This is a genomic window from Virgibacillus sp. (assembly GCF_013393565.1).
GTDB lineage: Bacteria > Bacillota > Bacilli > Bacillales > Amphibacillaceae > Virgibacillus > Virgibacillus dokdonensis.
In genome coordinates this window covers 14,083-39,013 of sequence record NZ_JABXHF010000039.1, presented here as the reverse complement: position 1 = coordinate 39,013, position 24,931 = coordinate 14,083, and the positions used below count along the sequence as shown (strand labels likewise).

Annotated in this window: 21 protein-coding genes; 8 read left to right on the top strand and 13 right to left on the bottom strand. The window is 36.4% G+C overall.

Annotated features, from left to right (window positions below):
- Positions 1 to 14 precede the first annotated feature (14 nt).
- Positions 15 to 617, top strand: coding sequence for a 30S ribosomal protein S4 (gene rpsD / locus HLX49_RS09960; protein ID WP_050353389.1), 603 nt, complete (start codon positions 15 to 17; stop codon positions 615 to 617).
- Positions 618 to 939: 322 nt separating this feature from the next.
- Here rpsD and HLX49_RS09955 read toward each other — a convergent pair whose 3' ends face one another.
- Positions 940 to 1,224 (bottom strand): DUF6544 family protein, encoded by a 285-nt coding sequence (locus HLX49_RS09955; RefSeq protein ID WP_367112742.1) that lies wholly within the window; start codon positions 1,222 to 1,224, stop codon positions 940 to 942.
- 359 nt (positions 1,225 to 1,583) lie between these two features.
- Here HLX49_RS09955 and HLX49_RS09950 point away from each other — a divergent pair, with 359 nt between their 5' ends.
- From HLX49_RS09950 to HLX49_RS09930, 5 genes are all read left to right on the top strand, one after another.
- Positions 1,584 to 2,015 carry a DUF4064 domain-containing protein gene (locus tag HLX49_RS09950; RefSeq protein ID WP_296361599.1) on the top strand — a complete coding sequence of 144 codons (432 nt, stop codon included), beginning with the start codon at positions 1,584 to 1,586 and terminating at the stop codon, positions 2,013 to 2,015.
- 535 nt (positions 2,016 to 2,550) lie between these two features.
- Positions 2,551 to 5,595, top strand: a complete 3,045-nt coding sequence (locus HLX49_RS09945; protein ID WP_101933767.1) for a transglycosylase domain-containing protein — start codon at positions 2,551 to 2,553, stop codon at positions 5,593 to 5,595.
- 233 nt (positions 5,596 to 5,828) lie between these two features.
- Complete coding sequence (locus tag HLX49_RS09940) at positions 5,829 to 6,482, top strand: GNAT family N-acetyltransferase (protein ID WP_077703259.1); 654 nt, start codon at positions 5,829 to 5,831, stop codon at positions 6,480 to 6,482.
- Positions 6,482 to 7,135, top strand: coding sequence for an acetoin utilization AcuB family protein (locus tag HLX49_RS09935; protein ID WP_077703258.1), 654 nt, complete (start codon positions 6,482 to 6,484; stop codon positions 7,133 to 7,135). Before HLX49_RS09940 ends, HLX49_RS09935 begins: the two co-directional genes overlap by 1 nt.
- Positions 7,132 to 8,307, top strand: a complete 1,176-nt coding sequence (locus HLX49_RS09930; RefSeq protein WP_101933765.1) for an acetoin utilization protein AcuC — start codon at positions 7,132 to 7,134, stop codon at positions 8,305 to 8,307. The genes HLX49_RS09935 and HLX49_RS09930 overlap by 4 nt, the downstream gene beginning before the upstream one ends.
- Before the next feature lie 131 nt (positions 8,308 to 8,438).
- Here the strand turns inward: HLX49_RS09930 and motS are convergent, their stop codons facing one another.
- The 4 genes from motS to HLX49_RS09910 form a co-directional block, all read right to left on the bottom strand.
- Positions 8,439 to 9,245, bottom strand: a complete 807-nt coding sequence (gene motS / locus HLX49_RS09925; RefSeq protein WP_101933764.1) for a flagellar motor protein MotS — start codon at positions 9,243 to 9,245, stop codon at positions 8,439 to 8,441.
- The gene (gene motP, locus HLX49_RS09920) at positions 9,235 to 10,065 is read right to left on the bottom strand and encodes a flagellar motor protein MotP (protein ID WP_077703255.1); all 831 of its coding nucleotides are present in this window, start codon (positions 10,063 to 10,065) and stop codon (positions 9,235 to 9,237) included. Before motP ends, motS begins: the two co-directional genes overlap by 11 nt.
- Positions 10,066 to 10,124: 59 nt before the next feature.
- On the bottom strand, positions 10,125 to 11,075 hold the full coding sequence (ccpA, locus tag HLX49_RS09915) for a catabolite control protein A (protein ID WP_237342863.1): 951 nt from the start codon (positions 11,073 to 11,075) through the stop codon (positions 10,125 to 10,127).
- Between the two features lie 328 nt (positions 11,076 to 11,403).
- Positions 11,404 to 12,474, bottom strand: coding sequence for a bifunctional 3-deoxy-7-phosphoheptulonate synthase/chorismate mutase (locus HLX49_RS09910; RefSeq protein WP_077703253.1), 1,071 nt, complete (start codon positions 12,472 to 12,474; stop codon positions 11,404 to 11,406).
- 295 nt (positions 12,475 to 12,769) lie between these two features.
- Between HLX49_RS09910 and pilM the strand changes: the two genes are divergently transcribed.
- Positions 12,770 to 14,899: a pilus assembly protein PilM gene (gene pilM / locus HLX49_RS09905; RefSeq protein WP_296361590.1), complete on the top strand. Its 2,130-nt coding sequence runs from the start codon at positions 12,770 to 12,772 to the stop codon at positions 14,897 to 14,899.
- Between the two features lie 212 nt (positions 14,900 to 15,111).
- On the opposite strand, the gene HLX49_RS09900 is transcribed toward pilM, so the two are convergent.
- The 8 genes from HLX49_RS09900 to HLX49_RS09865 form a co-directional block, all read right to left on the bottom strand.
- Entirely contained in the window at positions 15,112 to 15,531 is a 420-nt protein-coding gene (locus HLX49_RS09900; protein WP_296361588.1) for a YtxH domain-containing protein, read from the bottom strand.
- 23 nt (positions 15,532 to 15,554) lie between these two features.
- A complete protein-coding gene (locus tag HLX49_RS09895) occupies positions 15,555 to 15,959 on the bottom strand; it encodes a DUF948 domain-containing protein (RefSeq protein WP_101933762.1) in 405 nt (134 codons plus the stop codon).
- A 356-nt stretch (positions 15,960 to 16,315) separates the two neighbouring features.
- Positions 16,316 to 17,614 carry a UDP-N-acetylmuramate--L-alanine ligase gene (murC, locus tag HLX49_RS09890; protein WP_101933761.1) on the bottom strand — a complete coding sequence of 433 codons (1,299 nt, stop codon included), beginning with the start codon at positions 17,612 to 17,614 and terminating at the stop codon, positions 16,316 to 16,318.
- A 168-nt stretch (positions 17,615 to 17,782) separates the two neighbouring features.
- Positions 17,783 to 18,895, bottom strand: coding sequence for a nicotinate phosphoribosyltransferase (locus HLX49_RS09885; RefSeq protein WP_101933760.1), 1,113 nt, complete (start codon positions 18,893 to 18,895; stop codon positions 17,783 to 17,785).
- 378 nt (positions 18,896 to 19,273) lie between these two features.
- The gene (locus tag HLX49_RS09880) at positions 19,274 to 21,856 is read right to left on the bottom strand and encodes a DNA translocase FtsK (protein ID WP_101933759.1); all 2,583 of its coding nucleotides are present in this window, start codon (positions 21,854 to 21,856) and stop codon (positions 19,274 to 19,276) included.
- Positions 21,857 to 22,219: 363 nt separating this feature from the next.
- Positions 22,220 to 22,822 (bottom strand): YtpR family tRNA-binding protein, encoded by a 603-nt coding sequence (gene ytpR, locus HLX49_RS09875; RefSeq protein WP_101933758.1) that lies wholly within the window; start codon positions 22,820 to 22,822, stop codon positions 22,220 to 22,222.
- Positions 22,823 to 22,843: 21 nt separating this feature from the next.
- Positions 22,844 to 23,653, bottom strand: coding sequence for a DUF1444 domain-containing protein (locus HLX49_RS09870; RefSeq protein ID WP_101933757.1), 810 nt, complete (start codon positions 23,651 to 23,653; stop codon positions 22,844 to 22,846).
- Between the two features lie 30 nt (positions 23,654 to 23,683).
- Positions 23,684 to 24,001 (bottom strand): thioredoxin family protein, encoded by a 318-nt coding sequence (locus HLX49_RS09865; RefSeq protein ID WP_077703244.1) that lies wholly within the window; start codon positions 23,999 to 24,001, stop codon positions 23,684 to 23,686.
- 438 nt (positions 24,002 to 24,439) lie between these two features.
- Here HLX49_RS09865 and HLX49_RS09860 point away from each other — a divergent pair, with 438 nt between their 5' ends.
- Positions 24,440 to 24,880, top strand: coding sequence for a YtoQ family protein (locus HLX49_RS09860; RefSeq protein WP_077703243.1), 441 nt, complete (start codon positions 24,440 to 24,442; stop codon positions 24,878 to 24,880).
- Positions 24,881 to 24,931 lie beyond the last annotated feature (51 nt).

Below are 24,931 nucleotides of genomic sequence, written 5' to 3'. Positions count from 1 at the left end.
GGAGGAAATGTCTTATGGCTCGATATACTGGACCAGTATGGAAAAAATCACGTCGTCTTGGCATTTCATTAACAGGAACTGGTAAGGAATTAGATAAACGTCCTTACGCACCAGGTCAACATGGACCGAATCAACGTAAGAAAATGTCTGAATATGGTTTACAGCAACAAGAAAAGCAAAAGCTTCGTTTTATGTATGGTTTAAATGAACGTCAATTCCGTACATTGTTTAACAAAGCAGGAAAAATGAAAGGTGTTCACGGTGAGAATTTCATGCTATTACTTGATTCTCGTCTTGATAACTTAGTTTACCGCTTAGGTTTTGCTCGTACACGCAGACAAGCTCGCCAGCTTGTTAACCATGGTCATATTACAGTTGATGGTTCTCGCGTAGATATTCCATCTTACATGGTCAAACCTGGCCAAGTTATTGGTTTACGTGAAAAATCTAAAAACCTAGATATCGTAAAAGAAGCAATTGAAGTAAACAACTTTGTTCCTGATTACTTATCACTTGATGAGGAAAAGTTAGAAGGAACATTCACACGCTATGCAGAGCGTGAAGAGTTACCAGCAGAAATTAACGAATCCTTAATCGTTGAATTCTACTCTCGTTAATCTTTGTAGTTTGCAAGATAACACACAATCCCTTGAAATGTTGTTAAATCAACGTTTCAGGGGTTTTTAATTCTAACATTTTTGACTTGTAATGTCTTTATTCTCTATCTATTGATCAAAAGTATATTTTGCACCTGCACCATAACCAGTTACTGTTACACCATCAGACTTTATTTCTTTAATAAGAAGTTGTACCTGTCATTTGTCTAATTTTTTTATTAGGTGGAGGACGAAATACGTGTGAAAATCGGCCACTTAGATTTGAATCTATTGGTATGACCGACTTACACATTTTCTGACTTTTTTTAAATGTAATTATCTTCTATTTAAATTCAATCTTCATATTATCACTATCAAAATAAACTAAATCACCATCATCATAATGCCACACAGCTTTAAATTGTGTAGGTTGCATGAAACCTTTGTTCTCTTTATAGTCACTACATATAGCAGACCAACTTCTTTTTTCATAAATTCCATCTCCACTATCAACCCATCTATCATCCGTTGTAAAAGAAATCATCTCTCCATCTTTATTAAATTTGAATATTCCAGTTGCAGTTGTTCCATTGTAAGTTATAGTAGCTTTGCAATTCAAATCATCTATTTCCTCGGGTGATGAGGGGAAAATTCATATCCATTTGGTCTATTTTCCCCAATCGAAAGTAGCAGATAAACAATTTAAGAGTAGCTTAGGTCGTCTGTTTTTCATGCAACACTTAACTAAGTTTTTCCTTCTCCTCTTCCCTCATATAATACATATTCTAATACATATTTGTTGGAATTTTCTTGTTATTTAAGATAAAAAGTGCCTTACTGTTTTTCTATAGCGTCCTATGAAAAAATGTGATATCTTATTAGCATGTTTCCTTTATTTGCATACATATATTTTCCTCAAAGGTAAATTTCACAACTCATTTTTCAACTAACGGATATTGAGTTAATCGATTTATAGGAGGTATAAAGATGAAGCGTACAGTTGAAATGATTTTCACTAGTATTGGATTAGTGATTTTCTTGTTAATGACAGTTAGTGTTGGCGTCGTTGCTTTTACTAATAATGATACGATGGAATCAATGGTTGAAGAATTCATGCAACTTCAAGAAGAGACTTCAGAACCTGGAGTTGAAGAATTAAATGAACAAGAGTTTAAAACCGTGCTTGAAACAGGAACAAACTATTTATTCTTTGTGTTTTTAGTTCAAATAGCGTTGGGTGCCCTTGCATTATTCTTCTTAATAGGAGACAAAAAACCGAAAGCTGCAGGAATATTACTCATTGTTACCGCTATTGTAGGTACCGTTGCCAGCCTTTTCTTTGGTATTTTCGGAGGCGCCGCTTACCTAATCGCAGGTATTATTGCCCTCGTTCGTAGACCTAAAAAAATGATCGAATAGATGTTATTGTCTTTATGGTTTATATTAGTATGGTTGGTACCCACTTAAAATGGGTACTGGCTATTATTTTTGCAAAAGAAAAAGCACTTATGTCCACAACTTACATCAATTGTTTAACATATAATTAAAATACTACTCGTTCCCTTTTCAAATTCATTTAAATTTGTCCTCAATTCGATATCTGCTTGTAAAACATAACGCGTAACCTACTGTCTTTGATCCTCTTTTTCATTTAAAAGTCCCCCAAGCATACCTGCCCCTCAAAAAAGGCAATTCGTTTACGACCTACTTAAAAAATCTTTTCAACTTAATTATTGAAGCTAAATGTCCAATCTGCTGTACAATCGAAATTACAATACAGTGTTACTTCATTTTTCTGCAAGATGTCTATCTTTCTGAATCCCCCTGTCGGCAACTCGGCATTTGTATATGTATCTTAATTACAAAGCCATTGAATATGCAATAGCAGGAAAAATTTTGTTATTGCCTTTGATAGGAATGTGCTATAATAAGAAAGGATTTAGGAGGGTAGTACATGAATTTTAAAGAAAAATGTCAAGCTTTAATCGATAAATGGAAATCTAAATTAAGCCAAACAAGTACATCTTCCCGACCATTGCTTCAAGAATGGAAGGAATTATGGAAAACAGGCAAAATCCAGCGAACTTCACGCATTTCCTATCATGTAGTTTGGAATGTTATTCTATTTTTTCTTATCATAGGTTTAATCGGTGTGTTTTTTGCTGGTGGTGTAGGTGCTGGATATTTCGCTTCGCTGGTCAAGGACGAACCTGTCCTACCGTATCAGGTGATGAAGCAAGACATATACAATTACGATGAAACGTCCAAATTGTATTTTGCGAATGAAACTTACTTAGGTGAATTGCAATCGGATCTTTACAGGGAAGAAACAACCTTAAAAAACATATCCCCGCATTTAATTGATGCGGTTATTGCAACGGAAGATGAGTATTTTCAAGAACATAAAGGTATTGTCCCAAAAGCGATTGTTCGGGCTATTTTTCAAGAAGTAACCAACGCCAAGACGAAAACAGGTGGAAGCACACTAACACAACAACTCATCAAAAACCAAATTTTAACCAATGAAGTTTCTTTTGAGCGGAAAGCAAAAGAGATGTTACTCGCTTTACGTCTAGAACGGTTCTTTGAAAAAGAAGAAATATTAGAAGCGTATCTCAACGTCGTTCCATACGGGAGAAATGCGTCAGGCGATAATATTGCGGGAATAGAAACCGCTGCCCAAGGAGTATTTGGTGTTTCAGCAAAAGAATTAAACCTTGCTCAATCAGCTTATTTAGCTGGGTTACCGCAAAGCCCGTCCATGTATACACCGTTTCAAAATGATGGTACTCTGAAGGATAAAGACATGCTACAATATGGCATTGATCGAATGAAATCTGTCCTAAAAAGGATGTATGAATCTGATTATATTACGAAAAAAGAATATAAAGAAGCCTCAGCTTATCATGTTACGAAAGATTTTATAGAAGGTTCACCTTCTTCTATTGATAAATATCCGTATTTAACTTTTACCATTGAAGATAGAGCGGAAAAGATTTTAGCAAAACAGTTGGCAAAAAAAGACGGGCATAGCGAGAAAGATTTGGAAACGGACAAAGATTTGCAAGCTGATTATTTAGAGCTTGCTAAACGCGATTTACGGGTTAATGGTTATGAAATCCATACTACCATTGACAAAAAAATGTATGATGCTATGCAAAAAACTACGCAAGAATTTGCTTACTATGGACCGGACCGTACTTACACGAAGAAAAATCCAAATACTGGTGAAGTAGAAAAAATTACAGAAAAAGTGCAAACAGCTAGTGTTTTAATTGAAAATAGTTCTGGAAAGATTCTCAGCTTTGTTGGTGGCCGTGGCTATAAAGACGATAATTGGAACCATGCATTTCAAGGCAAAAGATCTAATGGAAGTACAATGAAACCATTATTAGCATACGCTCCCGCTATGGAGGAAGGGGTCATTCAACCAGGTAGCGTAATTGCTGACTACCCAAAACAGATACCAGGTTGGGAATTTGGTAAGCCAGGAAACTACAGTGGAGGACATTACGGACTTATTTCCGCCAGAGAAGCCTTAGCAAAATCGCATAACTTTCCTGTAGCTGAAATTTACTCGAAAATAATTAACAACGACCCCGCCTCCAAATATTTGGAAAAAATGGGTTTCACATCACTAACTGAAGGAGATCATGTGCATCCTTCCTTATCCATCGGAGGGATGGAGCATGGTGTATCCGTGGAGGAAAATGTGAACGCCTTTACAACGTTTGGTAATAACGGAAAATTTGTTGATGCCTATATGATTGAAAAAATAACGACACAAAGTGGAGATGTAGTTTATGAGCATAAAGCAGATGCTGTTGATGTTTTCTCTCCACAAACAACTTATTTAACTGTAGATATGATGCGAGATGTACTCACAAATGGTACCGGGGTATACGCTAATTCACAATTAAAACATCGCGGTGTTGATTGGGCAGGTAAAACTGGGACCTCTCAAGAATATAAGGATTCCTGGTTCGTAGCAACAAACCCTAATGTTACATTTGGTACATGGATTGGATATAAAACTGCATATTCCTTAAATGATGCAGGAATGAGCTTAAGCTATGGACAGCGAAATATTAAGTTATGGGCGGAATTAATTAACAGCGCAACAGATGTAAACCCAAAATTGTTGGCACCATCTAAAAACTTTCAGCGACCTAATGGGATTGTTTCAAGAAGTTATTGCGCTATATCAGGTTTACTACCTTCAGAGCTTTGTGAAAAAGCTGGTTTGGTGAAAAGTGATATTTATAACAGTAAATACGTTCCTACTAAAGTAGATGACAGCCTCGTATCTGGTGGAAGTATGGTTGTCGTCAATGGAAAAACAATTGCTGCAGGTCCAAATACGCCTAGTGAATTTACCATTGGAGATGGTTTAGCATTTAACCCGGCATTTTTAAAACGAAAAGGCTACGATAAATTAAGTGATCTCAGTATCTTATTCCCACGAACAGAGCGGGAAAAATGGGAGAAGATTAGTGGTGTTGGAAGCAGTTCTGAAGGTGCCATTAAAAATGATGGCAAAGCGCCAAATGCGCCGAGCGCATTAAGAAAAAGCGGCGGAAAACTTACTTGGGGCAAGTCTTCAAGCAAAGACGTGGTCGGGTACCGCATTTACCAAGCTACTGGGCCAGGTAACAGCTTCTCCCAAATTGGTCATACAACATCTACTTCTTACAATATTAACAGCGGAAACGCACGTTATTATGTAAAAGCAGTCGACTATTTCGGGAAGGAATCTACAGCTTCTGCAGAGTTAATCGTTGGCGATACAAAAAAAGAAGAACCAGAAACACCAGATAAAGAAAGCAATAAAGAAGCTGAAAATCCATCAAATGCTGACCAAGAAGAACAGCAAGCTGAAACAACGGATGAGACAGATAAGCAACCCGAAAACCCAGAAGATGATGATGACAAAGACAATACAGAAGAAAATCAAGATACAGAAGGTGACGATACACCAGAAGAAACAACCGAAGAATGACTTTTTTGCAGAAGAAAAGATACGATTCTCTACCAAAAACAAAAATCTCGTACCTACGGGGTTTTTGTTTTTCCATATATTATTGGAAAGCCAGGATTAATCTAATAGACGTGCCTCTCTCTTTTTTTCTAAGTAATATTGACAATACATTTATTTATAGATTTCACTAAAAATTCTGATCGTACTGTTGTATAATGATATGTAAGCGGATTATATAATTAGGTGGTGGGCTAATGAAACATGAAAAAAAGCATTATGCGCTAACAAGAGAAACACCAACAGAAACAATCACCATTGAAGGACCATTAGAGAAAGAAGAATTACAGCAATATAAATTCCATGAAGATTTAATTGCATTTCGACCGCCCTCAAAACAATTTGAAGCTATTTTGAATATCTCTACTTTTCCTGAAGGGCGCATTATCATAGCAAGGACAAATGACACAATTATTGGTTATGTTACTTATTTACATCCAGACCCTTTAGAACGTTGGTCTGAATTTAAGATGGATGAATTAATTGAGCTAGGCGCTATTGAAGTTATTCCTGCTTTTCGTGGTGCAAGAATTGCATCTGCGTTACTTGAAGTATCTATGATGGATGCATTCATGGAAAACTATATAATTATTTCAACAGAATACTATTGGCATTGGGATTTAAATGGTACAAAGCTTAGTATCTGGGATTATCGAAAAGTAATGGAGAAAATGATGGCTGCTGGTGGATTAGTCCCTGCTTCAACAGATGACCCAGAAATTATCTCCCACCCAGCCAATTGTTTGATGGTTCGAATTGGTAAAAATGTTTCTGAGCACTCCATCAAACGTTTCAATACGTTACGATTTCTACAAAGACATAAATACCGAAATATGCAGGGGGGATTATAATGCTAGTCGAAGAAATTATGAAAACAGAGGTTATCACACTACCTCCTACAGCGACTATACAAGAAGCACTGGATCTATTAAATCAACATAAGATACGCCACATTCCAATTATTGAAAATGATAATCAGGTCACAGGCATCGTTTCTGATCGAGATGTTCGGGATGCCAGTCCTTCCATTTTCGAATCCGCTACAGATAAACATAATTTACAACACGAAATACAATCCATTATGAGTCAACCAGTAATTACGATCCATCCATTAGATTTCGTGGAGGAAATAGCTAAAATATTTTACGATAAAGAAATAGCATGCTTGCCAGTTGTTAGAGAAGGAAATAGGCTAGTTGGTATTGTTACAGAAAAAGACATGCTATACACGATGATTCAATTAACTGGCACTCATGTACAAAGCTCTCATATTGAAATAAAAGTACCTCATCGGCCTGGTATCTTACCTGAAGTGACGGCTATCCTTGGCAAACGCAAAACAAATATTGTCTCTGTACTCGTTTATCCTTCTAAAGATGATCCAAATTATAAAATTTTGGTCTTTCGTATACAAACTATGAATCCACTCCCTGTTATTGAAGATCTTCGTGAGGCTGGTTACGAACTACTTGCTCCGAATCATATTGCGGGGCCAAATCGATGACGTGTACGGCTAAATTTGTGTTCTCTGATAACTTATTGCAATACCACTTTCACGAAGACCACCCTTTCAACCAAAAACGAGTACTGTTGGCAACGGAATTGCTACAAGCAACAGGCACTTTACCAGAAGACCGAATCATCTCACCCAGAATGGCAACGGAAGAAGAATTAAAATTATTTCACGATCATGCATACATTGAAGCAGTTAAACAAGCAAGTAAACGTATGCTTCCAGAACCAAGAGCTACTGAATATGGCCTTGGAACAGAAGATACGCCTATATTCCCAGCAATGCATGAAGCGTCTTCCTATCTTGTAGGAGGTTCCCTTACAGCTGTTGATGAAGTGCTATTAGGCAAAGCGACTCACGCATTGAATCTTGGTGGCGGTCTGCACCATGGATTTAAACGAAAAGCATCGGGATTTTGCATTTATAATGACGGTGCAATTGCTATTCGTTATATAAGGGAAGTTTATAATTTACGTGTTCTTTATGTCGATACGGATGCGCATCATGGTGACGGTGTGCAATGGGCATTTTATGATGACCCCAATGTGTGCACCTTTTCCATTCATGAAACAGGAAGATATTTATTTCCAGGTACAGGGAATGTTAATGAGCGTGGTATAAAGGAGGGCCATGGGTATAGCTTCAATCTGCCTATTGATGCATTCACAGAAGATGAATCGTTTTTGAATGCGTATACAACAGCGTTAACTCAAATTACAGCATTTTTTAAACCAGATATAATTATAACGCAAAACGGCGCGGATGCGCACTGTTACGATCCATTAACCCATTTATGTAGTACAATGGCTATTTACGAGCAAATACCTTTATTAGCACATCAATTAGCACATGAGTATTGTAACGGAAGGTGGGTTGCATTAGGCGGAGGGGGCTATGATATGTGGCGAGTTGTTCCCCGTGCTTGGGCGCAAGTTTGGAATGTCATGCACAATATGAAGCCTGCGAAAGGCGAATTGCCGACATCCTGGTTAGAAAAATGGCAAAAAGAGAGCCCTGTTACCCTTCCAACTCATTGGGAAGATGACCCTTCTATTGTTCCTGTCATTCCTAGAAAAGAAGAAATTTCTGAGAAAAACAATCTTGCTTTACAACAGTTATTGAAATATACTGCTAAACCTTCAGACCAGCTGAAGCTATACTGAAACTATAAGGGCTCTTTCATCTAACTTACAGACTCTAACTCTAAGACAAATATAATATACATTCTAGCTAAGAATGAGCCCATTTTTATAGTTAAAAAACCTTTCCTATAGTAAAAGAAGAAGAAGAAACTTTAGTCAGTTTCTCCTTCTTGCATTTTTTGCAAATTATTTTCTTCCAAAATAACAATTTCTACCCGACGGTTCTTACTCCAATTAGCTGATGAATTATTTGGCGCAACTGGCTTTGTATCCGCATAGCCAACAGAAGAAAACCGTGATTTATCAAAATGGTTTTCATTTAGTAGATAGCGGATCACACTTCCAGCTCTTGCTCCTGATAATTCCCAATTCGATGGGTATCTAAAATTAGAGATCGGCCTACTATCTGTATGACCTTCAACAAGTACAGGATTTGGAATATTATGTAGTAAAGAACTCACCTTATTTAAAAATGGCTTTCCTGATTCTAAAATAACTGCTTCCCCTGTATTAAACAAAAGACTGTCCTGCAAAACCAGTTCTACGCCTTGATCTGTTCGTGTGGCAGTTATCACATTATTTAAATCATTTTTATCCAAGTATGTTTCTACTTCTTGCAACAGTTGATCTAAAGAGGACCCTCCATCATCTTTACTAGCGTCCTTATCTGTTGTGTCAGGTAGTTGTGTTGGTGAGTCAAACTCATTAGACTGCTCGCCATTTTCTTTATTGCTTGATTGCTCAGTTGGATTTTCCATTGGGACCGCAGAAGGATAAAAATCAAAAATCATGCGATTACGAAATGATTCAGAAATAGCTTCGAACTTAACCAAATCAATTTGTGACATGGAAAAAAGCAACACAAAAAACACTAATATAAGTGTTACCATATCTGAATAAGTAACCATCCATTTCGGGGCACCCTTGTTGGCTGTTTTCTTGATTTGCCTACGCTTCATGAATACTTTCCTCCATGAAACCAGGTTGTTCATCAAGTTGTTGTTGCTTTTTCCGATCCTCATTAGATAAAAAAGCGCTTAGTTTTTCTTCTAAAATTCGCGGGTTTTGACCAGATTGAACACCAATAACACCTTCGATCGTAATTTGCTTCATAAACACTTCTTCTTCTGTCTTACTCTCTAATTTAGCTGCCATTGGAATAAAGACTAAATTTGCAAGTACAGTTCCGTAAAGTGTTGTAAGTAGTGCTACAGCCATACTTGGTCCGAGCGCAGTAGGATCTTGAAGATTATTAAGCATCAATACAAGACCTACAAGTGTCCCAATCATTCCCCAGGAAGGAGCATATTCACCTGCTTTTTCAATTAAAGCCCTCCCTCGGAAATGCCTATCTTCTACAGCAATAATTTCCGCCTCTAGAATGTCCTTAATAACTTCAGGTTCAATTCCATCCACAGCAAGCAAAATGCCTTTTTTTATAAACGGATCTTCTACTTCCTCTAGTTCATTTTCTAAAGCTAGAAGCCCTTCTCGTCTAGCCCTTTCAGATAAATGGACAAATAATGTAATTAATTCTGGTAGGCGCTGATCATGTTTATGAAAAGCTTCACTCAATACTTTTTTTGTCAGCTTAATTTGTTCGAATTTAAACGTAATGAGCATCGAAGCAACTAAACCACCAATTACAATGAAAATAGAAGAAATATCCAAAAACAAACCTGCTCCTTCAGACGATCCACTTTTGGAAACAATCGCTAACATAATCATGATGAAACCCATAGTAATGCCAAAAGGAGTTAATATATCGCGTTTTCTCATAGTTCTCTCTCCTCAGAATAGAAGTTGAATCATCTCTATTCCTTATATCGGCACCCTAGTTATTTTGTTGAATTTCTTTTTTCAATTCGATGAGGTAAAACTACCCTTTGTTCCTGAACTTCTTCTTTGTTCATATACTTTGTTAATAAGCGCATTGCAACTGCTCCAATATCATACATAGGCTGTACAATAGTGGATAGTGTTGGGCGAACCATCGTTGCTAATCGAGTATTATCAAAGCCAAATACCTCAATATCTTCTGGAACACGATATCCTTTATCTTGAATTCCATGAATAACGCCAAGAGCCATTTCATCAGAAGCAACGAAAACAGCTGCTGGTTTTTCATTTTCATCTAATAATTGATTTACTGCTTCAATACCTGAATTATAAGAGTAATCTCCTTTTACAATGAGTGACTCGTTTACAGATAAACCTGCTTCATTTATAGCACGGGCATAACCCTTATATTTCAGCTGATTGATATGTGTTTCTTCTAACCCTGATACAAACGCAGGCACTGATTTATTTTGCTCAATAAGAAATTGCGTAGCTTCATACGCCGCTTGTTCATAATCAATGTTTACAGAAGGAATTTCGTTATTTTCATCGTATGTTGCCGCCAACACAACAGGCACAGAAGAGCTTTTGAATTGCTGTACATGCTGATCAGAAATATTTCCTCCCATAAAAATAATGCCGTCAACTTGTTTTTCCAACATCGTGTTTATTAATTGAATTTCTTTTTCTTCATTTTGGTCCGAGTTACTTAAAATCATATTGTACTTATACATCGTCGCGATATCCTCAATTCCTCTTGCAAGTTCCGCAAAGAAAATACTTGATATATCAGGAATAATCGCTCCAACAGTTGTTGTCTTCTTACTTGCTAAACCTCTTGCCACAGCATTTGGTCGGTATCCTAAACGCTCAATCGTAGCTAGTACTTTCTTTCTTGTTGTAGGTTTCACATTTGGATTTCCATTAACGACACGAGAAACCGTAGCCATAGACACATTTGCTTCTCTTGCCACATCATATATAGTAATGTTATTCAATGTTTTTTCCTCCTATACTAATTATCGTTCTCTTTTTTCTATATCATACTCTACTATGAAAAATTTTTCAAAGCAAAAAAGGTTGAAGGCTTCTGATTGTCCTTCAACCTTTTTTATTCAGCATATTCTACTGGTTTTATTATAGAAAGGCAAGTAACTCGAAGCCTCCTAGTTCGCAATATTATAATACTAGGTACGATTAGCTTGTTAAGAAGAGGTGTTATCTATTCTATTATACACATTCTTCACATATTTACCAAGTAATATTCCTATTTTTATTTTACTTCATTCTTTCTGCCATATCTTTCATTTCTTCCATAAAACGGTGAAATGTCGGAACATCCATCTGTTGCGCGGAATCTGACAGTGCAACTGCAGGGTCTGGATGTACTTCAGCCATTACACCATCAGCTCCGATAGCAATAGCCGCTTTAGCTGCAGGTAATAGTAAGTCTCTCCGACCAGTTGAATGTGTAACATCGACCATAACTGGTAAATGTGTTTCCTGTTTTAAAATAGGAACAGCAGAAATGTCTAATGTATTTCGAGTTGCTTTTTCATATGTCCGAATTCCTCGCTCACATAAGATAATGTTTTTGTTACCACGGGATATAATATATTCAGCAGCATTAATAAATTCAGAAATCGTTGCTGATAAACCACGTTTCAATAGAACTGGTTTATCGACGTCACCAGCAGCCTTGAGCAATTCAAAGTTCTGCATGTTTCTTGCTCCAATTTGAATGACATCCAAGTAATCAAGTGCTTCTTCAATATGTGCTGGATTTACAATTTCACTAACTACTGCTAAATCATGCTCTTTAGCAGCTTTTTTTAAGATTTCTAACCCTTCGACACCCAAACCTTGAAAATCGTAAGGAGATGTCCTTGGTTTAAATGCTCCTCCTCGCAAAAGCTTTACGCCATGCTGTTTAATTGCTTTGGCAACTGTCGCAACTTGTTCATACCCTTCGACAGCACAAGGACCCATAATAAAATGAACATTACCATCTCCAATTGTTGCACCATTAATATCAATAATGGTATCTTCAGGCTTTTTCTTTCGTGATACGAGCAATGCTTTACGATGATCATCTTCTTGCAGTTCTAAACTGGCCTTGAATATTTCTTTAAAAATATGCTCAATCGTCGCATTTTCAAACGGCCCGTCATTACTAGAAGTAATTTGATCTAACATATCTCTTTCCCGCACAGGGTCAAACCGCTTCATACTTTGCTTTGCTTTGATGTCCCCGATTTGCTGAACTAGTTTTGCTCGCTCATTAATTAATTGCAAGATTTCTAGGTTTACTTTATCTAACCTATCTCTTACTTGATCTAATTCGCTCATTTTATATTCCCCCTATGCTTAGGTTTTTTAATAATTAGTGAATATTATAGCTAATTATATACCCTTTGTCGATTAATTTTTAAAATTCATGTATAATGAAGCGTATTCATTGTGATTTGCCTCTATTTTTAGAAACAACGGCACATTATTTGGTGTACTTAACCGCTTCGATTTAAAATGTAATGAAATACGATATACTTAACCATAAAAAGAGAGGCTTACCACTTTAGACTACATGTGGTAGATGATATGATAAGAATGGATTCATATTCGTTGTATGAAAGGATTATGCTTAATGAAAGAACAGATATTTGCCCTGGATATTGGTACACGTTCCGTTACTGGAATTATTTTAAATCAAGACAAGGAAGGTTTTGAAGTTATCGACTTCTGTATGATCGAGCACAATCACCGTTCTATGTGTGACGGTCAAATACATGATGTTGTTGCTGTTGCTAACACAATTAACCAAGTGAAAGAAAAGCTTGAACAATCACATGGGACATTAACTAAAGTCTGCGTTGCAGCTGCAGGACGCTCACTAATTACCATGAATGGCACAGCCACGTTATCCCTGCAAAATCAGCCTATTAAAGATTCTGAAATCGTTCAGCATTTAGAACTAAGCGCCGTGCAAGATGCTCTAGAAAAAGTGAGCCAACAAGAACAGGTTGCGAATACCTATCCATATTATTGCGTCGGTTATTCTGTTCTCCACTATTATATCGACGAACAGCAAATAGGTTCCCTCATTGATCAGCGTGGTGAGGTAGCAAGCACTAAAATTATTGCTACATTTTTACCTAAAGTAGTTGTTGAGTCCCTCTTAGCTGCGCTTTCCAGAGCTGAACTAGAAATGGAAGCTTTGACACTTGAACCAATTGCAGCAATGGATGTACTAATACCTGAATCAATGCGAAGATTAAATGTTGCTTTGGTTGATATAGGTGCAGGCACTAGTGACATCGCGATTACAAACCATGGAACGGTTGCGGCTTATGGAATGGTCGCAGTCGCAGGTGATGAAATTACGGAAGCTATCAGTGATACATATTTATTAGACTTCCCCGACGCTGAAACTTTTAAAAGGGCTATTGTGCAACATAAAGAAGCAAAAGCGCAAGATATTCTTGGCTTTGAAACGACCATATCTTATAAGCAATTAACCAAAGATATCACTTCTGCTATTGACTTTTTGGCTGCAAAAATCACGGAAGAAATTTTTAAATTAAATGGCAAGCCTCCAAAGGCTGTTATGTTAATTGGTGGAGGAAGCCTCACACCGAAGATAACAAAAATGATTGCCAAAAAACTTGAACTCCCCGAAAATAGAGTTGCTGTAAGAGATATTAGTGCCATTAAACAACTTACTCTTAATGAGAATTTACCTATCCAACCAGATTTCGTCACACCTATTGGTATAGCCATTGCTGCAAAACGGAATCCTGTTCATTATATTAGCGTCTACCTAAATGAACTTACACTAAGACTATTTGAAATGCGTACATTAACAGTTGGAGATTGCTTTATCCAAGCAGGGATAGATGTTCATAAGTGGTATGGAAGGCCAGGTGCTGCTTCGATTATTACTGTAAACGGAAGAAAAATCACTTTACCTGGGGAGTTAGGAGAGCCACCACAAATAATGTTAAACAGAACTGTGACTACCGTCGATAAACCAGTAAAAAATGGTGACTATATTCAAATTGAAAGAGGGAAAGATGGACAATCTGCTACCATTACCCTTTATGAATTGATTGGTGAAGTAAAACCAATGACCGTTTGGTTTGAAAATCATCAGCATACAATTTCTCCTACGTTTTTCGTTAATCAGCAACCAGCGAAAAAAGATGATGTAATTCAAGATAATGACATTATCGATTGGTTTCAGCCCAAGCGACTTCAAGATGTAATCAAACAATTGTCTAGTATCGAATATGATAGAATCAAGCCTTTTTCCATCTTTGTGAATGGAAAGGAAGTTCAACTTTCTATTGGAGAGGCGCAATTTTTCATTAATCAACAAAAAGTAGATCCCTCCCACCTTCTTTATGACGGTGATCATATTGAAATTATCCAAGGCAAGCAACCAAACGTGCAGGATTTATTAGCTCAAGAAGGAAAAAATTATTGGCGATCTATAACTGTATTCTTTAACGGAAAAAAAATTCAATTAAACCAACCAGCATATATAGTAAAAAGAAAAGACGAGCGATTAAAGGGAGATAGTTTACTTGATCGTGGAGATAAGTTGCAAATATCTACTCAGAATAATGGCTTTATTTATCAAGATGTATTTCAACATGTAGATTTAGACCTATCTTCAGCAAGCGGGAAATTCCAAGTTTACAAAAACAAGCAACCAGCTCAATTTCATGAAAGCATACAACCTGGTGATGAGCTAGAAATTATTTGGTCAGAATAAAAGATTTTCACAAGTTTTACGGCACGAATAGCATACAAGGTACTATTATGTTAAGAAAAACGTGGCTTATTCGCAAAAATTTATGGATTTATACTTTACTATAACGCCTAAAAAAACAAGCACCTACAAAGCGAGGTGCTTGTTTTCGTTTACACTATATGTTTTCACATAGCGATGAAGCCACGTTTTTCTATACGAGGAGGCAACATTTATTAATTTTTCTTTTCTAATTCTTCGGCTGCTTCCTCCATTGCTTCTGCAACGTTCTCTGCTTTTTCTAATGCTTCATCTTCTTTTTTACGCTTTTCTTTTAGTTTGGATTGTACACCTTGTGTTACATCTTTTGTTTTTTCTGCTGCTGTTTTTGTTACCTGTGATGTAGATTCCATTGCTTTTTTCTTTAAATCAGAACCAGTGGTATAAGCTTTGTCTTTCCAATTAGTTCCTTTTTCTTGAGCTACTTCTTTCCAATCATATGCTTTCTTCTTTACTTGATTAGCCCCCGTATTAATGTCATCACGGAATTCTTTTCCGGTTTTCGGTGTCATTAATAGAGCAGTCAATGCACCGACAGCTGCACCTATAAATGTTCCTAAAATAAAATCTTTACTATTGAACTGATTATCTGCCATTTATTATTCCTCCTACACTGTACTTATTTATTTTTTTTCTTCCATAGTTCCATTAAAGTAGTTCCCCATTTGATTGCTTGTGACGTTTTCTCAGGGTTCTTTTTTGCTGCTCTTGAAACACTATTTGTTAACTCTCTTAACGAATGATTAAATTCTGTTATTGTATTACCAACACCTTTAAAACCATCAAATAGACTATTTAATTTACTTGATTTTTGATTCATATCATCTGCTAACTGATTTGTTTTTGTTAATAATTGTGTTGTTTCTTCCGTGACTCCTTGCACTTGTTGTTCAAGACTAGATAATGTTTCAGATACATTATGTAAAGTTTCCCTTGCTGCTTTTAACGTAATAACCAAGTATACAACTAAAACCACAAATGCGATGGCTGCAATCACCGCGGCAATATATGCTAAAATTTCCATATTACTTCTTCACTCCCTTACTAACTTTATCATGTTGTCAACATAGCTTTAAATAATTCCCTTAATATTATCTAACGTATTAAACAAAGATTGTACATAAATTAAGTTACCCAATTGTGTTACAAATAAAACATGTGTAGATAGCTTATCGTTTTTCTTATTCTTTTCCTATAGTATTATTATTCGACAACAAAAACCATAATTCCTTTATTTATTCTAGAAAAACTTGGCTCGTCCCCAAGTCTTATGGCAAAATCTGTAGTTTTTCTTATACTATAAACCCTAAAAACTTTATACTTTCCTATAGTGTAATAAAATGAAAGAGTCTGCTTTTTCATCAGACTCTCCTTTATTATTTATGTGGTCAATATTTTTTCATATGCCTCTTGAAATTTTTGAATGTCGCCTGCCCCCATAAAAATAAGTACGCTATCGGAAAATTTCTGTAAACCTTTGGTATCTGTTAATTCTAATAGTGAACTATTATCCACTAGTTTTTGTAAATCATGAATGGTTAATTGACCACTTTCTTCCCTTGCTGAACCAAATATATCACATAAATAAACATGGTCTGCTTGTGATAAGCTATCAGCAAATTCTTGCAAAAATGTTTTTGTTCTTGTAAATGTATGTGGTTGAAAAATCGCTACAATAGATTTATTTGGATATTTCTTTCGGGCTGAATCAATAGTAGCGTTTATTTCCTTTGGATGATGCGCATAGTCATCAATAAGTACCTGATTTCCTATTCGTTTTTCAGTGAATCTCCGCTTAACACCGCCGAAACTAGCCAAATGCTTCATGCACTCAGCGTTTATTCCTTCATAATGGCATATAGCAATTACTGCTAATGCATTCAATACGTTATGATTTCCATACATTGGAATAGAGAAAGTTTCATAATACGTATTCCTGACAAATACATCAAACGTTGTTCCGTTCTCCGTTTCCATTACATTTTGAGCTTGAAAATCGTTCGTATCAGTAAACCCATAATAAACAACAGGAACTTTTGCTTGTATCCGTTGTAATTGTTCATCATCACCACAAGCAATAATACCTTTTTTTACACGTTCTACCATAGATTGAAAAGCGCTAAAAACGTCATCAATACTTGTAAAATAATCTGGGTGATCAAAATCAATATTTGTCATAATCGCATAATCGGGTTCATAACGTAAAAAATGACGGCGATACTCACAAGCCTCAAACACAAAATACTTGCTATCCACATGCCCCTTACCTGTGCCATCTCCAATTAAATAAGAAATGGGAAAAGAACTACTCAAGACATGACTGAGCAGACCAGTCGTTGATGTTTTACCATGTGCGCCAGTAACTGCAATGCTTGTATATTGCTTTAGCCATTCTCCAAGAAATTCATGATAACGATAGAAGGTTACGCCTAACCTTCTTGCTTCTTTTATTTCTAGATGGTTATCAGAAAATGCATTCCCAGCGATAACCGTATAATTTTCTTTGATGTTACTTTCTGCAAAAGGAAAAATGGGAATATTCTTTTCTTCCAATGCTTCTTGCGTAAAAAATCGTTTCTCCACATCTGACCCTTGCACATTCTCTCCAGAATCATGCAGGATTTGAGCAAGAGCACTCATTCCTGTTCCCTTTATACCAATAAAATGGTAAGTTGTCATAAATGAACCTCCAAATTGTTGTAAAAAGATTCAATCCTCTTTTAACTATTTTGCACAGTTTCTTATTATAGCAAATTCTTTTCCAGATGAGAAAAGAAAACCTGTTTTTTAAAGTTTACTTACAAGCCCTTGTATCTTTAACCTCTACCAAAGCGATTAGGAATAGAATTACGTTTGTTCGGTATAAGGAACTTTTTCTAACCGTGGATTTGGTCTATATCGTCTTCCTTCTTTTGCTTCTTGTGTACCATTCAAAAGTACATTGTCGCCTGTGAAGCCAATATTCAATTTAAGTAAGCTTCTACCTACACCATACATATCCACAGGAACGCCTAGCTTTTCAAATTCTACAATACGATCTTCTGTAAATCCACCACTAACCATAATTTTCACGTGTGAGAACCCTTCTTCATCCAATGCGTTTCTTAGCGCAAAAATGAGCTCTGGATTAACTCCCCTTGGGTCAAATGTCCCCATTAAATGATGGTTGCGTAGAAAGTATTTGTCAACTAATGTACGTGACGTATCTAGACGAACAGACTTTAATTCATTGCCAAATGCATGTGCCACTTTCAGAGAATCTGTGATTACATCATTATTATAGTCAACAAGTGCTGCTAGATCATCCTCAGGGAATAATTCATGATATGCTTTACAAGCTGCGACAATATCCCCGCGGAACATCTGGATTAACGCATGAGGCATGGTTCCCATTCCTTCTTTTCCCCACCATTCATTCATCGCGTGTGTAGCTTGCGCTGTTGATCCACCAATGAATGCTGCATAACCATCTCCAGCTTGTTGTGTATAATGATCATCACGGTCTCCCATAAAAATGACTGGCTTTTGTTTCCCTGATGTCCGGGCCGCTTTTACCACATTATATACATTGGTTGCGACAGATGTTCTTCTAGACAAAATCCCATCAATAATGCCCTCTAAAAAGCCAAATTGATGATAAGCCCCAGATACAGTTAACACAGATTCATACGGTCTAATCTTGTCTCCATCTTTTAATGAATGGATTTCCAGTGTCTCCGCATTATCCGCAAATTTATGTAATAAAGCTATTGCTTCATCCGACCCACATAATACCGCATCGTTTTTTTGAAAAAATTGCATTGTCACTTGGTTGTTAGGTAATTTTTTTGCAGCTATCTCTCTTGTTTTCAAAAAATATACTGCCGAGAACCAGCCTTCCTTAATGCGCTCATCAAATTTGAAGGTTTTGTTTGTCAAACGTTCAATTTTCCCATTTAGCTTTTGTTCAATTTCCTTCATAGTGTCAGTTTTCTCCCTTTATATGTGATCATTAAACATATCATATAAAAAAATCGTGCCGGAAACAAGAATTAGTGTCCACTACAAAAACATAGCTATCCCAAAAAAGACAAATGTGTTAGAAAAAGATACTGTTTTATGTTATAGCTCAGCGTATTTTTTGCAAATCGTAATACAAAAATCCCATTCAGTAGAAGTTACTGTTCTTCTACTGAATATTTCTACAACAAGGGTATTACGTAAGCTTTTAATATGGAGATGATTACTTTAATTCAATGCAGTAACTTGCACGTACTTGGTAACTTTGGTAATACTAGCAAGAGGATATGCCAATGAATAGGCAAGCTGCAACAAATTTACTTTTGGCATGAAGTTGTCCTATATCATGTCCTCCACTTGTGTTGACGTAACTAAAACTTCTCTCGGCTTACTACCGTTTGGCCCCGATATAATCCCCCGCTGTTCGAGCGTATCAATTAATCTAGCAGCTCGATTGTAACCTATTTTAAAATGACGTTGCAACAAAGATGTGCTGGCTCCATTTTGCTCTAGCACAAATAAAATAGCATCTTTTAAAAGATCATCTTCTTCCTCTTCTGTATGGATTTGTTCTAGTAACTGTTCTTGTTCAAATAAATAATTAGCAGGGGCAATACTTCTTGCGTAACTTGCCACTCTGTCGATTTCATCATCAGATACAAATGGTCCTTGTAGACGAACCGTTTTTCCAGAACCATTCTCTATAAACAGCATATCCCCTTTTCCTAGTAGCTTCTCTGCCCCGCTTGTATCAAGTATAGTTCTAGAATCAACTTGAGAAGACACACTAAAGGCAATCCTTGTAGGTATGTTAGCCTTTATTAATCCAGTGATCACGTCCACAGAAGGCCTCTGAGTTGCTAATATTAGATGAATTCCACAAGCCCTTGCTTTTTGTGCAATTCTACTTATCGCATCTTCTACATCTTGTGGGGAGACCATCATTAAGTCTGCCAGTTCATCAATGACAATAACAATAAAAGGAAGCTTATTCTCCATCTGTTGCTGTTTGACCATTTTTTCATTATATCTCTCTATATCACGGACGCCTTCGTGAACGAATTTTTCATAGCGTTCTTCCATTTCAGCAACAGCCCATTTTAAAGCAGCGGTAGCAGCTTTCACATCTGTAATAACCGGTGAAACAAGATGAGGGATTCCGTTATAAGGAGCCAATTCCACCATTTTAGGGTCAATAAGTAAAAATTTCACTTCTTCATGGTGGGCTTTATACAATAAACTAATTAAAATTGTGTTAATACAGACACTTTTCCCAGACCCCGTGGCACCCGCGATTAAACCATGAGGCATTTTTTGAATATTGGTAATTAAAGGTTCTCCTTCTATACTTAGGCCTAAAGCAATGGTTAACGGTGAATCGCTTTTTTTAAAGGCTTCTGTTGCAAACACGCCTTGTAACCCTACCATTTGTGGTTTTCTATTCGGTATTTCTATCCCAATAGTATTCTTACCCGGAATGGGCGCTTCAATTCGAATATCTTTTGCAGCCATATTTAGTTTTAAATCATCACTTAAGTTTCTCACTTTGCTAACTTTAACCCCAAGCTGCGGTTGAACCTCAAATCTTGTAACGGAAGGGCCTTGGGTAACATTTACTACTTTTGCTTGGACATTAAAATACTTTAGCGTTTGTTCAAGAAGCTGCTGTTGTTCATCCAACCATGCCTTATCATCTGAGGAATGATCCTCTATATCATTTAATAAATGCAAAGGTATTTCCTTCACAGCGCTGTGCTCCGTTATCGTATCAGCTAACTCATTTGTCGATTGGCTAGACCGTGTTTCCTCAGCATTTCTATTCTGTTTTTGCTTTGTTCGATCCCATAAGTTTTTCTTATCTCTCGGTGTCATCATGACATTAAATGGAACATTATTTTTTCCCATTTGCTGTTGTCTTCGTCTTTGTGATAAACGATTTTCCCGTTTTGGTTCTGTTTTTGTTTGATTCGTTCGTTTATCTTCTTTCTGTTGGTCATCATCGCTCCGTTCTTCTTTCATTACCGTTGCAGCGGATTCTTGCTTAGCTTCTACTTGTTCTTGTGTATCTTCTTGATCAAAAGCCTCAGATGCGCTCTGGTTTTGTTCATTAGCTATACTTGCATCTGTATGCTTTTCTTGCTTTTCCAATATTGCACTTTGATACGTTTCTTCTTCTTTTAGGTCATTTATTGTTTCCTTCTGTTCAAAGTTTGTTTCTTTCGTGTTCCGCTTGGAATAACTCTCATTTTGTAATTTACTGTTTGCCAATTGCTTTACATCTTCTATTGCTTGTTTACGTAGATAAGCAGGAACTTCAGTATCTACAGATTTAATTTCCGTTCTAGATGACTCCTCCTTCAATGCTTCCAAATCTTTAAATGGATCAACCTCCTGCTTACGCTTATAGGCAGGAACTTCCTCTATTACTTTCGCCTTGTTTTCATTTCGTGGGTGAAAACCATATATAGGTGAAGGAACTTCTGTTGGCCGAAATGGTTGGTCCGGATTTTTTTTATATACTTTATGCTTCGAATGTTCATCTTTATAGCCTTGCACCGTTGTATGTCTCGGATTAGAATGATTCACATCCCTTCTTCGAAATGCTGGTGTATCATATTTAGATACGTCATCTTCTGTTGATTTGGAAAATGTGTGACCTTGTATGCTTGATTTTGATTGTTGTGTTTTTGGATTACTTCTATTTTCAACTGCTTCATTTTTGTCAGAATAACTACGATGCTGACTCGTTTCATTTCCTTTATCCGGAACTACAGGAAAGCGAAATGATTTTTTTGCAGGATATTGATACATCATTTTGGCCTCAGGATGATGTCTATCTGGTTGCTGCATATCTTCATCTCGATGATTTTCTTCATCACTTATAAAAAGGCGCTTTATTTTTTTCTTCCAATTATCCCACATTTCTACTCACTCTTTCTTTATATTAAAACTGTCTTTATCCATTGTAGCAGTTTTTTAGTCCATATTGAAAATTATTTTCATAAATGATAGAAACAATAAAGTCAAACTGGTATCTCAACAATGAATAACCATTTTCAAAACACTTTCAGAAAAAACTTATTACGAAAGGCTCTATGATCAAAGCCTTCGTTTCATTTATAGCCAAAAGCTATACTTTCCTATGCTCGAACGTTGTAGACTTGTCCAGACCGCATCTTTCATTTCTTAAAGTGAAGAGCTTACAACACCGATATTCCGATAAAACTTTATACTCCCTATAGTGAGAAAAAACAACCTTATGCACAGGTTGTTTTCTTTGTTAGATTAAATGTTAAATGCTGATCCAACTTCATAGGAATTATTTAAAACATATATACCTTTTTCCTTTGGTGGATTTGGTAAGCCTAATTCCTTTTGCGAGCAGATCATGCCATTAGAAGGCACCCCTCTTAATTTAGTTGGCTTGATTTTCAACCCACTTGGCATCGTTGCACCTACTTTTGCCACGACAACGTGTTGACCAGCTTCTACATTTGGCGCCCCGCAAACAATTTGCAATACTTCATCACCTACATCCACTTGGCAAACGCTCAACTTATCTGCGTTTTCATGTTGTTTTTTTTCTTGAACATAGCCAACCACAAATTTAGCGCTTAAGTCAAAATCAAGGTCATCATTTAATTGATGCGTTTCAAAAAGCTGTTGTATTTCTCTTAGTATATCTTCTGTTAACGCCATTTTTCCTGCTTGTAGAAAGGAAAAATGCTTAGAAGCTTGAAAAATATTATAGCCTATAACTTTATTATGCTCATTCGTTATTCGTACAATGTCACCTATTCTATCATGCTGAATTTGGTAACGATTTCCTTCTTTCAACGGTATAATCAATACATCACCAATACCATCAACGTTATAAAATATGTTCATCCTTCTCATCCTTTTTTTACTTTAATTGTCTTTTTCTGGTCTATTCTTAGCAAGTATAAATATTGGTTCAAGATGTTTATCTTCGTAAATCATTGGCAAAGAAGTAATGGGGATTCTACCTTCAGCGAAAAATTTCATCGTCATTTGCGCTAAAACATCGTACCCCATTTTATTTTGCACATCTGCAATAATAAATACATCTTGGTGTGGGACGGCAACTGCCATTTCCCCTTTACTATTTGCTTTCATTTCCTCCAAAAACGCTTCGTTCAAAATTCTACTAGCGTCATAGCCATCTTGGGAAGCAAGAAAATAGAAATCATTATCTGCTACTTGATCATGCTTATAATCTACTGGCAAAGAACGTAAATTAAATGATGCAATCTCATCAATTCGCTCCTCTGACCAACCTTCTTTTTCAATTAGCGATTGGTCAATTAAACGGTACGATTTCCCTAGATCAATAGCATAGAAAATACGTGTTTCAGCCGTATGTTCTTTATAAATAAGCTTATTATTGGCATTCGTTTTAGTTGGAAATGAGGTAGACCGGATAACTGGAAATATCTGTTTTTCCATACCTTCCAATTGTTGTTCTTCGTTCATAATTCGTAATGCTTCTTTTACATGATCCTCTAAATCATCAATGACTGATTCGCCTTTTTGATTATATTTCGCTACAACATTTGGTAAAGTAATAGTAATTCCTTGTTTCGATGCTTTCCATTCTACCCGAAAAGTATCTTTATCGCGATTATACGTCGTTTGCCAATTGTCATTTTGAAACCGTTCATCTAATAGCTTTTTTAATTTGATACTTGTCATTTGCATATTGCTCGCTCCTTACTTTAAGCTAGAATTTTAGCTCGGAAGACCGTCCATAAATTGGATAATCTCTTCTTTTGTTTTTCGATCTTTACTTACAAATCTCCCTACTTCTTCTCCATCTTGAAACGCAAGAAAACTAGGAATGCCAAAAATAGAATAATCTTGACAAATATCCATAAATTCATCTCTATCTACTTTTATAAACAAATAATCAGGATAAGCTACTTCAATTTCTGGCAATATGGGCTCAATTACCGTACAATCTGGACACCATCCTGCTGTAAAATAAAGCACAACCTTCCCTTGATTTATTACTTGTGTAAATGATTCTTGTTTCGTCAACGTTTTCACGGTTATCTACTCCTTCAATGTATATATTAAGTTATATTGAAAACACATGTAACTTTGTTTCCATTCACAGGACGTTTTATCTGTATGCTAACTACAGGCAATACTTGTCTCACACACACTATCCTCCGTCTCCACCAACGTTCTAGTTTTTCAACATCTATCTTACTATGAATTAGGATAAAATTAAAACGACTTGAACTTGAATACTCTTTTAAATAAGTTTTGCAAGCATGGTTTCTTTCAACCATTGTACTTAGAAGCTAACACGATAACCCTAACATTACCCCCTCTATAGCGAGGTAAAGGTATCGCTTGTTATTCAGTTAACTTTGTCAACTCGCTTCTTTCAAGCAATTATGTCCGGACTAAAAACGACGGAACTTCTCAAACGCACTGTTTTCAGTTACGATAGATGTAATTATACAAGGAGGAGATATGATGGAACTTACTGTCTATTTAGCTGGTCAAATACATGATAACTGGCGCGGTGAAGTAAAAAAGTTGGCAGAAACAAAAGAACTGCCGTTACAATTCGTTGCCCCGCAAACCAATCATGAAAGATCTGACAATATCGGAGAAGCTATTTTAGGAAAACAACCTGATTCTCTCTACAAAGATGAGGCTGCCTCAAGCATTAATAATTTTCGTACGCAAGTATTAATGGAAAAAGCTGATATTGTTATCGCACTCTTTGGGGAAAGCTATAAACAATGGAATACAGCAATGGATGCAAGTCAGGCAATTACGTTAAATAAACCTACAATAATTATTCGACCGAAATCTTTAATTCATCCTCTCAAGGAACTGTCGGAAAAAGCAAATGTGACCGTTGAAACTGTGGAGCAGGCTTTAGACGTCATTGCATACATTTTTGAATAAACGGATTTATAACCAGTGGGATTTTCTCCCACTGGTTGCCCAATAATCAAT